We start from the raw sequence: 13897 nt of genomic DNA, 5'->3' as shown, positions 1-13897 counted from the left end.
TAATTAGAATATAGAATATGAGAAAATTTACAATGTTTTTTATGTCAAGCCTGATATGCCTATGCGGATGTTTTATGGCATGTAGTGGCAACTCTGACGACAATGAAGTGCCGGATAACGGTGAAGTGACGGGACCTATTACTCTGACTGTGGATAAAGCCAAGATTGAAGCCAATGGAACAGATATGGCGACTTTTACGGTGACGGATGCTAATGGGAAAGTACTGACAACTTCCGAATATATTAAAAACGTATATTTTGAAGATCTTACTACCGGTGATTATCTGGAAAGACGTACCTGTACATTCTCGGCAGTAGAAAACGGGACTCATAAGTTTAAGGCGTATTATTTGGACTGGGAGTCGGATGAAGTTTCCGTAACTGTACAGAATCGTAAGAATTATGAGCTTTTTTACCGCAAGGTGGGTGTTTTTAAGATGACCGGAACTTGGTGTACTTATTGTCCGGCTATGACTTCATCATTGAAGAAAGTGGAAGAAAAGATACCGGGACGTATGGTGAAAATGGCTTTTCACTCTTCCAGCAGTTCTGACACCGACCCGTTCCACCTGTCACAAACAAGCACAATTATGAGCCGTTTCGGAGCATCCGGTTTTCCTACTTGCATCTATGATTTGAAGGTGATGTCGATAGATAGAAATGTTAGTGTAATCAAACAGACCTTACAAGATCAGATTAGAAAATATCCGGCTACATGCGGAATCAAGGTGAATACATCTTATAATACTTCTATTGGTGAGATAACGGTAAATGCAGCATTGAAGTCAAGCCAGGGAGGAGAATATGATCTGGTGTATGTCTTGGTTACTGATGGTTTGACCGCATCCGGAGGAAATGAATCCTCGTATGACTATACAGTCAGAGCTATCTCCAATAATTACCTGTCAATGTCGACAGACGGACGATTCACTGTAAATGCAAACGAAGAGCATACTGCCGCAACTTTCACTATTTCTAATGCCAAGAACCTGAATCCTGCAACATCGCGGATAGTGGTTTATGCATTGCGGAAAGTTGATGATGCATATATGGTGGATAATATAACCGAATGTTCTATCAATGGTAGTATAGACTATCTTTATAATGATTAGATCCTATGAATAAATTATACTCGACAATTCTACCAATTGTAATGATCCTTTGTTTATCAATGCTGTCATCCTGTTCCGGCAGTTCGGACGAAACGGAGAACGGAGGGACGGATGACGGCATTCTGCGTATTACGGCCGATAAAACGGCTATACAGGCAGATGGGGTGGAGAAGGTGACTTTTACAGTTAAGTTGGGCACAAAAGATGTAAGTAACGAGAGCACCATGAACCTGATTTTAGTAAAGGAATCGGGAGAGGAAAATATGGATTACAGTGTTCGTGCTTTCAGTACTTCAGTGCCGGGCACATACGTTTTTAAGGCCCGTTATTATGAAGGAAAGTCAATAGTCAGTGAAAATGAAGTTACCGTTCAGGCTACTTCCGTATCAGGAGGAGTCAACTATTATCATAAATTGCTGGGGATGCAGTTTACCTCTGTCGGGTGTCAGGCCTGTCCGGCACTTACTACTACATTGAAAGCCATTCAGACTGAACAACCGGGACGATTAGCGGTGGCTTCTTTCCACATGGACTTCGGTGGGGTGACCGATCCTATGAGTACGGCAGCTACTAACAACTACCGGACTAATATTCTCGGTAATTTCTCGGGACTGCCCCGTTTCTTTTATAATATGCGAAAAGGTACGAAAGAAATGATCAGTATTAAGAGCCAGATTGAAAAAGAACTTCAAAATGAGTTGAGTAACTATCCCGCCTCTTGCGGTGTGGCCATTGAATCAGTGCATAATGCTGCTGACCGTACAGTAATGGTTACTGCCAAAATAATTTCTAACGTGACAAATACCTATCGTTGCCTTATCTATCTGGTAGAGGATGGAATTAAATATACCCAAATGAATGGAGGGAATGATTATACGCATAACAATGTGGTTCGTGCGGTGGTATCTACGTCATTGAACGGTGACCGTTTCAATGGGGAGGTAAAGGCAGGAACAGAAGCTACCATGCAACGGTCTTGCCAATTGGAACCGGGATGGAATGTGGATAATATGCGTGTTATTGTGTCGATGCTGACAACGCTGGATGGGGGAAAAACTTATACATGTAACAATGTAAATGAGTGTAAGCTTGGAGAATCGGTAGATTACCTGTATAACGAATAAAAAAGAACTATGTATATAAATGTTTATAAAATACTATTGTTGGTCTGCATGTGCGGCATAGGTATATTCTGGATTTCCTGTTCAGGTAATTCTGATGATTCGGAAGAGACGGAAGTGCTTTTGAATGTCAGTAAGAATACGCTGATTGCTGATGGAAAGGATGTTATAACCTTTACGGTAACACATGCCGGAGTAGACATCACTGCTGATGCAGTCATCCGTTCCGTAATGGACGGGCAAATTTTGGATGGAAGCACATTTTCTACTTCCAAAGTCGGGATGTATGCTTTTGAGGCATCTTACGGCAAGTATGTATCCAAATTGATAACGGTGATTGCGCGTGAAGCACCTGGCACGCCCTCCAAGTTTGTAAGGCGCATTTGTGCAATGGAATTTACCGGGACGTGGTGTGCTATGTGCCCGGCTGGAATGACTCGTTTGAATTATCTGATAAGTTCTAGCTATGAAGGTATTGTTTATATGATGGCTTTTCACGTCAATGGTTCACCTGCTGATCCGATGGTTATCGATCAGTCTTCTATCCTGTCCAATAAATTTGGTTTATCTGCTTACCCCTCGTGTGTCGTTGATATGCGTGGAAAAATGGGATTGTCTGAAAACTATGATGTCATGAGGTCTGTGTTCAATGAATCACTGGATAACTACCCTGCCTATTGTGGAGTGGGTATCCAGTCGCAATATGATGGACAAGCAACCGTTACAGTGAAAGTTAAATCGGAAAAGGATGCTGAATATCGTTTGATCTTATATGCAGTAGAAGATGGGTTGAAATATCAACAGAATGACGGAGGGATCTATCGTGATTACACACATAACCATGTAGTACGTAAATTACTGTCTGCTAGTGTCGATGGCGATAAGTTGGGGCAGATAGCAGCAGGTATGGAAAAAAGAATAGAGTATACTGTAATTATGGACGAAGGATGGAAAGCGGAGAATATTTCTTTTTATGCACTGGTTACTGATAAAAACGGCTATGTAAATAACCTGGCAGTTTGTAAGGCAATCAATGGCGATACCGATTATGAATATGTAAATGATTAGTCACATTTATCACTTTTAATTATGAAGAAAAAATTATTTAGTTTATTACTCATGTTGGGATTTATTTTAGTTGTAAGTCCCATGGTCTTTTCGTGTTCGGATAGTGACGAACCGGGCGTAGAACCTGATGTACCGGTAAATCCGGACCCATCGCTTCCTCCCAACCCTACACCTATAAAATGGGGTGAAAATGAAGTGGATGGCGGTGAGCGTGGAGTAGGTATTAAAGTTACTAGTAATACCGAACATAATTTTGTATTTGAGTGTACTCCGGGATCTAAAGTCCAGTCTTACCGGTTGGACGTATATCCTTTATGCCGTATGTATAATTATTTGTTTGAAAGTGTAGGCAAAGGGGTACAAGCAACAGAGGAAGAAGTGGAAGACCTGATAATAGAAGCTCTCTACAATTCTGAAGGAGCGGGGGCATATACATTTAGCCGGTCGACTTTAGGAGATAGTTATCCGAATGCGGAATTCGATTGGGCTAACTCAAAATATTCCCAGTCGGAAATTGTGCCCGGTGCAGAATATTTGATTATTACTATTGGCTGTAATGATGAAGGTGGACAGAATCCGGCAGATATGAAAATATGTCATCTGAAGACACCGGTTCAGAGTGTGGTAGGCAGTCCTCGTGTGGATATTGATGTAACTACAGGTTATCGTGCAGTTGGTATTCAATATCGTCCTAATGAGGATTGTAAATACTTCTATCAGTTTTGTGGAGATGCGGAGCCTATTGATGCATTTATAAATACGTATGGTAAACCATTGTATATAGATTTTATGAGACATTGGATTAAGGCCGCAGAAGAGGCACAGGTTCCTCAAGAGGAATTGTATTATACGGTAAACTTTGGGTATACGGCTGATCCTAAGAGAATGGTAACTGCTACCAGTATCGGGTTGGATGAGAATAAGACTCCGGGTGAATATGTTCGTCAGGATTTTCATCTGAAGGAAATAGATCAGAATGCAGAAAAGCCGGAATGTAGCTTGGCTGTTAGTAGAGCCGGTGCATCCATGGTTGATATGAATGTGGAAATGAAAAAGAATTGTGTTGCTATGTTCTACCGTATATTCAGTGCCTCGGATTGGGCTCCTTATGAAAATGGGGATGAAGCAACCATGACTGCTTTAGCACAAGCTCTAGATCAAGAAGGATGGGGTGTGAAAAACACAAATTTTGCACAGGAAGGTTCATTTAAAGGCACACAATTCCAATATGATTTGGCTCCTAATACTTCTTATGTAGTGGCTTACGTTGGTCGCAATAAATATGGTCAGCTATCTGAAGTGAAGCATGCTTCTTTTTCTACTATAGCACGCATTACGGATACTCCGGATGCATCTGAAGCTGATATTAATATAACGATCAGCGATCCGGGACGTACAAGCTTGAAATTGAATTATTCTTATAACCAGAACACTGCAGTATTCTACCATCAGTATATCATGACACCGGATTTGCTGGAAGATGGTAATAAAGCGGAGTTGATAAAATATCTGTTATCTGCAGATTCAAATGTATGGCCTGCCGAAGCGACAGGAGGAGTGGAGAGCTTCACTTGGACAGGGCTGAATCCGGCTACCGAATATACGTTTGCATATCTGGCAGAAGATTGGAACGGTGTATTGACAGATGTAAAGATTGTGAAAGCTAATACAGAGGCAATTATAGCAGGTCCGAATCCAACAATGGAACTGGATGGGTATATGAGTGAAATCGGTAATTTCACTGTACATTTCTCTATTGTAAAGGATGTGGCCAAGGTTTATCATACAATTCTTGAGGACAAATATTCTGCCAGTGGTGACTATACTTATCAAGAGTGTATGGACGTATGGAAAGAATATTGTTTGGATTATGGTTTGACAACAGTGAACTCCACTACTCAATCATACGACAAGACAAGTGAAGCCAAACGTTTAGTCGCTTTATGTGTGCCTATCGGTGCAGATAGTGATGGTAATGAAGTGATCGGTGACCTTTATACTGTATTCTATGATAAGGACAAAGGCATAATAACAGATCCTTCCGTATTGTTCCCGGATGCTCCGAAATCAGCAAAGGGGATGATAGGAACGGCAAAACCACAGGTTATCAAGAAAGATAAACGGATTCCTGCCAATATGATCATTAAGGAAGAAGTGAAAAAGAATACTCCGGGGGCGATGATGAGTGGAAGTACTATTTATCTTGATCTGAAAAAACTGGGTAAACATCCTCATGCTAAATAGAGGTTGCTAAAATAAATTATTCCGCACGATGGTGTGAAAGTCTGTCGTGCGGCTTTTCTCTAATCATCAAAAAAATATGGATATGAGAAGAATTCAATTTTTTATGGAGTGCAGGAAAAAGATGTTTTTCCTGATGGCTGTATGTATAGTAATGTTTTCGTCATGTTATAACGACGATGATCTAAAAAACTCTATTTCCGGTCTGGAAGATCGCATGGATAAATTAGAAGCTTCCTTGCAAAATGTACAAAGCGATATTTCTACGTTGAAGACACTGACTGATGCTCTCTCACAAAATAAATCAATAGCTTCTGTATTGGAGAATGAAGATGGTAGTTATACTATTAAATTTTCGGATAAGACAGAGATTACCATTCGGAATGGGGGAAATGGGGAAGATGTTCCACAAATAACCGTGATAAAAGATGAAGATGGCATTTATTACTGGGGAATGACCGGTACGGATGGTAAGAAAACGTTTTTAAAAGATGATGAAGGCAATAAAATGCCTGTGACGGGTACTGCTCCCAAGATTCGTATCAATACAAAAACGAAGGAGTGGGAGATTTCTTCTGATGGTGGAAAGACTTGGGAATCTACTGGTGTGTATGCCTCCGGTGAATCTACGGGAGATACTTCTCTTTTTAGTGGAGTAAGTGAGGACGATGATTATGCTTATTTCACACTGAAGGATGGTACGGTATTGAAAGTCTTGAAATCTAAAGATTTGAAATGCGAGATGTTGTCAGGAAAGCAATATTTTGCGAACGGTGAAGAGAAACTGATACCGGTTGAGATGAGTGGTATTTCAAAATATACTGTAACGAAACCCGACGGTTGGAAAACTTCGTTAACAGGAAAAGGACTGACCATTATTGCTCCTGTGAAAGAGAATCAGTATGCAGAGAGTGGTGGTAAGGTTGCTATAGTAGCTGTTGCATCTAACGGAAAGAGTATTATTTCGGAAATTCCGGTAGTGATAGGGGAGGCTCCTGTGAATATATCAGTTGAGGGACAGATGGTTTCCACCACTTTGGCAAGTGGAATAGAAGTGTATTATCTGGGAGTGTTGGAAATCAGTGAATATAGTGCAGAATCTGTAGCTGAACTGGTAAACGGATATTCTGCCCGTATGTATATGAAAACAAAAGCTCTTGATAAAGTTGCGTTGGCAGAATTACTGGGCAAGGATCCTGAAGCCGGAATGACATATATGATCTGGGCAGTGCCATCACCGGAAATGGATGAAGCGTGTTTGCCTGATGATGTGATTGCAACTGTGATAAAGACTGCTGCGACTGTAGAATTGAAGGTATCGGATATAACATTTGAAGGTGCAACGGTTTCTGCGACTAGAAAAGGCTGTGAGTCTTATTATACCGGGATTACAAATAAAGCCAACTATTCACCCGATATGGTAATAGAAGATCTTGCTTTTGGTGGCGGAATCAAACAGTCTTCTGATTATAATGGACCATTAGAAGGTAAGGTGTTGGATTTTTTGCCAAGAGTTATACCGGGAACAACTTATGTACTTTGGGCTATTCCTTATAAGATAGAAAAGGGATATACAACAGAAGAGCTGGCAGCAGTGGAGATTTCAATTCCTGCACTGACGTATGGTGGAACTGCTACAGTGAATATAGGGACAATAAAATCTACGGTAACTAGTGTTAACGCCCCCATCACTCCGGGGACAAACTGTTACAAATTTTATTACTCTTATATGACAGAACAGGCTATAACCCGCTATGCTACAGAAAAAGAGATTATTTCGTATCTTATCGAGAACGGAAATTTATCTAAAGAGGCTGTTGATTTTGAAAGGGCTTCTTTAGAACCGGGTACAAAGGGATTTTTGGTTGCGGTGGCTTTGGATAATAAAGGACAATTGGGCTCATTAATTAAAGTACAGGCCGATTCAAAAGAAATGTCGTATAATTCTTCCATTTCGGTTGATGTATCTATCGAAGCGGGAACCTTATCTACTACTTTGACATTGACACCGACTGGTAACCCTGTGAAATACCGATATATTCACATGAAAATGAGCGAGTTCAAGAATTATCCGTATTGGGGAGATGAAGAAATGGTAAAGCAAGCTTTGATAATGAACAATGAAGTGACTGAAATTGCGGCAACCGACTTGAACAACCATCAATTGCTTATTGAGGATATACTGTTTAATACAGAATATGTACTTTATATGATAGCGGTTGATGCTGACGGTAATCCGTCTACAACAATGGTTAAAAAGGAATATACAAGCAAAAAGCCAACTTTTGTAAGAAAAGACAAAGATACGGATTTGTGGAATGCCAGTGTACCGGAAGTTACGATTGATAAGATAGAAAAAGATAAGTTCTACACTGTATCTTACACTGTGAAGCCTAACTCTGCTTGTGAAATTTTTTACGTATTTGCAGGGCCGGCAGATTACCTGACTGGTATGTATGATGAACAAATCAGGTATGTGATGAAGAATGGTGTGAAACAAACAACGACTTATTCAGGAAGTACTTACGGAACATTACCAACTAATATCAATGTTACCTGGATGGATAAAGAAGGACGTTTTTATGAAGTTTCTAAAACCGTAGTAGATGCTCCGACGCAATAATTTTAGTTTTCCAATTTAATAAAAAGATAAATGAAAAATATATTTTATAGTTTTTATAGTGTAGTATTACTTGTCTTGTGTCTGTTTACGTTCAGTAACTGTTCGGATAGTGACGACGGAGAAGTGGGAGATAATACGGATAACGGGATTACCGCAATCAGCAATGAAACGGAAAAAGCGGTTTCTCAATATGGAGAGACGGTTGATATTTCATTTACTGCTGCAGGTAAATGGACTCCTTCCCTGCAATATTCTACGGGATCGGATTGGGCCTCAATGACTAATATTAGTGGCAATTCGGCTGCTGGTAAGGGAGGATTCAGAGTAAAGATTGATAAAAATGAAACCGAAAAGGAACGAATACTGACAGTAGTTGTACAAGTAGAAGGATATAAAACTCCTGTTACTGTTTGTACTATTACACAAAAAGGAGGCTCCGGAACAGCAGTAGATCTGGCTCTTAATGAGTTTATGGATAAATATTTGAAGGAGCATTATCTCTTTAAAGATGAATATAATACATTGGATATAGATTATAAATCAGTATCTTATGATAAATTTCTGTCAACTTATCTTTTACCGATGAAAACCAACATGGAGGATGGAGGTACTTATCGTGCATTCTCTGTCAATGCCGGCAAGCGTTATATCTATTCTTATATTACGGAAACTACTGGTTCCGGTAGAACGCGTGCAAATACTCGTGCAACAAGTGTTGTAGGGTCGGGACTTGGTACGTTTTTCTCTTCTTATATGCCGGATAGAACAACTATTGGGTTATCTATTGGATATGTGTATTTAGAATCTCCTGCTACCAAAGCCGGATTGAGACGGGGCGACGTGATTGTTTCTGTTGATGGGGTTACTTTGAATAAGAACAATTACCAGCAATATATGAGTACTTTGTTTTATGCAGGTGGAGGCGAAACTTTTAAGATCGGCTATAGACGCAAAATCTTTGATGAAAAACAGGGTGGTTATGATTTAGTGGATGGAACTACTACATTAACTACCGGTGCTTACAACAATAGTCCTATCTTGAATTCGATGTTTATAAAAGATAAAAAAGAGAATAAATTCAACATCGGTTATTTGGTTTATCTAAGTTTTGATTTGAACTTTGAGGAAGACTTGAAATATGTAATTCAACAGTTCAAAGCAGAAGGTATCACAGATTTGATTTTAGATTTACGTTTCAATAATGGAGGTTCAGTTGAATTAGCCCGTTATTTAGCAGCTTCCATCGCTGGTACATCACATCGTTCGGATGTATTTATGAAAATGCAGCGTAGTTCGGGAGCTGATGAATACATTCGATTTGGTGATGGTGATGATCTAAATCTTAATTCTGTAAGAATCATCTGTTCAGAAGAAACGGCTTCCGCCAGTGAATTGATAATTAGTGGATTAAGAGGAATCGACTTCCCTGTGAAATTATTTGGTAGCCGCACGGAGGGAAAGAACGTGGGAATGGAAGTGCAAGAGTATAAATATGGAAATAAATATTATGAATTTGCTCCGATTACTTTCCGTTCTTTCAATGCTAAAGATTGGGGTGATTATGCTGATGGCATTGATCCGGATGTCATGTTGAACAATCAAAACTCAAGCTATGAGGATGATATTGATAATGTATTTCCTTATGCTTTCGGAGATTGGGATAATTTTGATTTCAATTATCCATTATATTGGGCACTATGTGATGTTCAAGGAGTGGATCCGACTACAGGAGAACCTGTGAAACGTAGCGGAAGATCAGGAATGACCCGCTCGCAACAAGATGAAATCATTAGAGTACCATCTATACCTTTGAAACGCCCTGTGGGAACTTTTGGCTCGCTCATTTATAACAAGCCGGAAGTGGAAAACTTATATTAGTAAGACTAAATCTCTTGTGAAATAAATTTTCTCTTAAGTTTAAGGGGATGCTTCTCGGTAAGGTGTTAGTGAGGGCATCCCCATTTTTGCTCTATAAATAAATAGAAATAAAATGGGATACTATGATGAATAAATCGTTATATAAATTAATCATATTCATTGGAATGTTAGGATTAATAAGTAGTTGTTCGGATGATGATTCTGAAAGTGAATCAGAATATGAAGTGGTGGATAATGTAGTAACTAGCTGGGATATTATACTTTCAAATTATTACGAAAAAACACTACCTTTAAGTGAAAGGTTATGTATCGGGGAGAGTGATAAATGTCCTTTGTCGAATACATACATATCAATAGTAAATTATGATTCTGAATATCCGATAGTCATACCGAGAGGTGTCTATCAATGGTATGAATATGGACGTTGGATAGATAGACCTGTACCAGCGAGTGAGTCTATAAAGGAAATCTTTAATTCTGATTGGTATGCGACTGTTGTAGTACTATATGGCGGTGAAGGAACATATAATTTTGCTGTAAGAATTTACAATCCTACTTTAAACAAATATTTTGTAACCAAGCCATATCAATTGAAAATATGGAGAGAAGGAGCAGAGGGGGAGTATAAGTGGTTTCGTTCTATTTCACTGGTAAATAATTAATTAACTTTAAAGAAAGAATACTATGAATGATAAAAATATGATGAGTTTGTTAGAGCCTATGCAGTATATGGAGCTGCTGTATTTTCTTACAATGCTAGTTACGACTTGAGTAGTTATGGGACTGTAAGTGATGGGAAATCACAATTCATGGAAAGCTTCCGAAAAATAGAAGAAACGGGTTTGCCCGGTGTAGGTGATGCTTACTCTATGATAAATTATGCAGTAGGGACATATACCGGAATAAAAGCTTATTCGCTTGTACATGATGGAATGTGGCGTGGAATGGATGGTAAATGGTATAAAACATCTTAGGGGAGGTAACCAATATACAGGGACTCGTGGTACTGTGACGAAAAAGGCTCTACGCTTAGAAAAAATAGGAAAATATATATTCGGTCTTGATGCTATAATTAATGGAGTTGTAATTTGGAACAATATTTCTGAAAAAGATTATCAATTTATATCCCAATCTTCGGCAAATATTGTTTTTGGATATATTTCTACTTATGGTGGACCATATAAAAAATATATTGAGAATGAAAATACTTAAACAAATATATGAGATATATGAATATCTATTTTATCGAACATATATATGGCAGCTTAGATTGTGGGGAGAAAAGAGGTCACCGGAAGTAGCAGGGCTATTACTACCGACCTCATTGTTTACTTTTGTTTTTGTTGGCCCAATAGTTGGAGTATTACATTCATTGGAAGTACAAAACAATGAAGAGTTAGGTATACTTTTGGCTGTTATATTCGCTTTTGTTGCTCATAGATTATTTGTTAGCAATGGACGATATTTGTCTATTGCTGATAAATATCGTAATGAAACTAAAGAAAAACAACGACAACGCATGAAACAAGTTTGGATTTTTTTAGCAATAAATCTTATTTGGGTAATATTTTGCATCTTTTTATTGATCAAAGTGATACCTCCGCCATCAAATGCAGATACCTCTAATAAGAATCCTTCTCAAGAATATATAGAGATGCTGAAAGATATAAGGAACCGACGAGCACAATAGAATATAAACAGTGAAATAAATTTGTTGTATAATAGATTATAATTTTGAACTTAGAAAAATGAGAATTATTTTATTTTTATTATTAGGTTGGTACACAATCGGGAATATACAAGCACAAATCAAAGAGCCTGTAAAGTTCAAGAATGAGTTGAAAATAACTTCGGAAACAGAAGCCGAAATCGTATTTACAGGATCCATTGAGAAAGGATGGCATGTATATTCGACTGAATTGGGAGATGACGGTCCTATTTCCGCCACTTTCAACCTAGATACAAGTAATCATGTGGAAATAGTAGGTAAACTGAAACCTGTTGGAAAAGAAATCAGTATTTATGATAAAATGTTTGAGATGAATGTACGCTATTTTGAAGATACGGTACAGTTTATCCAAAAAATAAGATTTACAGGAAGTGATTACTTTATAGAAGGATTTTTGGAGTTTGGGGCTTGTAATGATGAGAGTTGTTTACCTCCGACTCAAATTCCTTTTCAATATGGAACAAAAGCAGAAGCGAATATCGCAGTTATAAAAGAGGAGGAAGAGACTCCGGTAAATGTGATGGAGAAGCAATCGGAAAATGATCTTTGGAAGCCGGTTATTAATGAACTGCAAGAGTTGGGTGAAGAACATTCTCAAGAGGATAAATCCTGGCTGTATGTATTTGTCACCGGATTTCTTGGTGGGTTATTGGCTTTGTTCACTCCCTGTGTATGGCCGATTATTCCTATGACTGTGAGCTTCTTCCTGAAGAGAAACAAAGACAAGAAGAAGGGAATTCGGGATGCATGGACTTATGGCGCTTCGATTGTGGTGATTTATGTGACCTTGGGACTGGCAATTACTTTAATTTTCGGTGCCAGCGCATTAAATGCCTTATCAACGAATGCCATATTCAATATTCTCTTCTTCCTGATGTTGGTTGTTTTTGCAGCTTCTTTCTTCGGGGCGTTTGAACTTACTCTACCGTCTAAATGGAGCAATGCGGTGGATAGTAAAGCGGAAGCAACGAGTGGATTATTAAGCATTTTCCTGATGGCGTTTACGCTTTCTTTAGTTTCCTTTTCTTGTACGGGACCTATTATCGGCTTTTTGCTCGTACAGGTTTCTACAACTGGCAGTGTAATTGCTCCTGCTATCGGAATGTTAGGTTTTGCCATTGCTTTGGCTTTACCTTTTACACTATTCGCCCTTTTTCCTTCGTGGCTGAAGTCAATGCCCAAATCAGGAGGATGGATGAATGTGATTAAAGTGACACTGGGCTTTCTGGAACTTGCTTTTGCACTGAAATTCCTGTCTGTGGCCGATCTTACATACGGCTGGAGAATTTTGGACAGGGAAACTTTTCTAGCATTATGGATTGTGATTTTTGGTCTGATGGGCATATATCTGTTAGGGAAGATCAAGTTTCCGCACGATGGTGATGAAAATAAAGTAGGCGTTACACGTTTCTTCCTTGCACTCGTCTCTTTAGCATTTGCAGTATATATGATTCCCGGACTTTGGGGAGCTCCCCTAAAAGCTGTCAGTGCATTTGCCCCTCCTGTAATGACACAGGATTTTAATCTGTATTCGAATGAAGTCCATCCGAAGTTCAGGGATTATGATGCCGGAATGGAGTATGCTCGTCAACAGGGAATGCCTGTAATGGTTGACTTCACAGGATTTGGTTGTGTGAACTGCCGGAAGATGGAGGCTGCAGTATGGACTGATAATCAAGTAGGCCGCATTATTAATGACAAGTATGTGCTTATCTCTTTGTATGTGGATGATAAGACTCCGTTGGACAAGCCGCTTAAGGTTACGGAAAATGGAACGGAGCGTACCTTACGCACGGTAGGGGATAGATGGAGCTATCTGCAACGTGTGAAGTTTGGAGCAAATGCACAACCTTTTTATGTATTGCTGGATAATGAAGGTTATCCGTTGAATAAGTCGTACGCATATAATGAAGATATTACTTCCTATATTGAGTTTTTACAGAAAGGATTGGAACATTACGTAAAATGAATTTAGTCATTGATTTTCTTTTTAACCTGGACTCGTGATCGATAGGATTAGAAAAGGAATTTGTTTTTAGGTAGTAAGACCGGCATACAAAGCGTGACTTTGTTTGCCGGTCTTTGTACGCTCGGCATGAGCATTATCTAACGGGTGTAAGTCCCG

General features: G+C 39.0%; 11 protein-coding genes. All 11 read left to right on the top strand.

Annotated elements, in window-relative coordinates; genetic code table 11:
• Nucleotides 1–17: 17 nt before the first annotated feature.
• The 11 genes from DXB58_RS20975 (at nt 18) to DXB58_RS20930 (ending at nt 13741) form a co-directional block, all read left to right on the top strand.
• Nucleotides 18–1112 carry an Omp28-related outer membrane protein gene (locus DXB58_RS20975; protein WP_122138147.1) on the top strand — a complete coding sequence of 365 codons (1095 nt, stop codon included), beginning with the start codon at nt 18–20 and terminating at the stop codon, nt 1110–1112.
• A 5-nt stretch (nt 1113–1117) separates the two neighbouring features.
• On the top strand, nt 1118–2236 hold the full coding sequence (locus tag DXB58_RS20970; RefSeq protein WP_122138146.1) for an Omp28-related outer membrane protein: 1119 nt from the start codon (nt 1118–1120) through the stop codon (nt 2234–2236).
• A 9-nt stretch (nt 2237–2245) separates the two neighbouring features.
• The gene (locus tag DXB58_RS20965; protein ID WP_122138145.1) at nt 2246–3301 is read left to right on the top strand and encodes an Omp28-related outer membrane protein; all 1056 of its coding nucleotides are present in this window, start codon (nt 2246–2248) and stop codon (nt 3299–3301) included.
• A 21-nt stretch (nt 3302–3322) separates the two neighbouring features.
• Nucleotides 3323–5545, top strand: a complete 2223-nt coding sequence (locus DXB58_RS20960; RefSeq protein WP_122138144.1) for a hypothetical protein — start codon at nt 3323–3325, stop codon at nt 5543–5545.
• 82 nt (nt 5546–5627) lie between these two features.
• Nucleotides 5628–8165: a PL29 family lyase N-terminal domain-containing protein gene (locus tag DXB58_RS20955; protein ID WP_233527337.1), complete on the top strand. Its 2538-nt coding sequence runs from the start codon at nt 5628–5630 to the stop codon at nt 8163–8165.
• A gap of 30 nt (nt 8166–8195) precedes the next feature.
• Nucleotides 8196–10043, top strand: coding sequence for a S41 family peptidase (locus DXB58_RS20950; RefSeq protein WP_122138142.1), 1848 nt, complete (start codon nt 8196–8198; stop codon nt 10041–10043).
• 122 nt (nt 10044–10165) lie between these two features.
• Nucleotides 10166–10705, top strand: coding sequence for a hypothetical protein (locus tag DXB58_RS20945; RefSeq protein WP_233527336.1), 540 nt, complete (start codon nt 10166–10168; stop codon nt 10703–10705).
• A 147-nt stretch (nt 10706–10852) separates the two neighbouring features.
• Complete coding sequence (locus DXB58_RS27740) at nt 10853–11017, top strand: hypothetical protein (RefSeq protein WP_158571577.1); 165 nt, start codon at nt 10853–10855, stop codon at nt 11015–11017.
• Complete coding sequence (locus tag DXB58_RS20940) at nt 10983–11255, top strand: hypothetical protein (protein WP_147338745.1); 273 nt, start codon at nt 10983–10985, stop codon at nt 11253–11255. The genes DXB58_RS27740 and DXB58_RS20940 overlap by 35 nt, the downstream gene beginning before the upstream one ends.
• On the top strand, nt 11242–11733 hold the full coding sequence (locus DXB58_RS20935; protein ID WP_122138140.1) for a hypothetical protein: 492 nt from the start codon (nt 11242–11244) through the stop codon (nt 11731–11733). Before DXB58_RS20940 ends, DXB58_RS20935 begins: the two co-directional genes overlap by 14 nt.
• 58 nt (nt 11734–11791) lie before the next feature.
• Nucleotides 11792–13741, top strand: a complete 1950-nt coding sequence (locus DXB58_RS20930) for a cytochrome c biogenesis protein CcdA (RefSeq protein WP_122138139.1) — start codon at nt 11792–11794, stop codon at nt 13739–13741.
• The last annotated feature ends 156 nt before the right edge of the window (nt 13742–13897 follow it).

This window comes from Bacteroides sp. OM05-10AA (assembly GCF_003439055.1).
GTDB classification, from domain to species: Bacteria; Bacteroidota; Bacteroidia; order Bacteroidales; family Bacteroidaceae; genus Bacteroides; species Bacteroides intestinigallinarum.
This window is presented reverse-complemented; position numbering and strand designations above follow the sequence as displayed.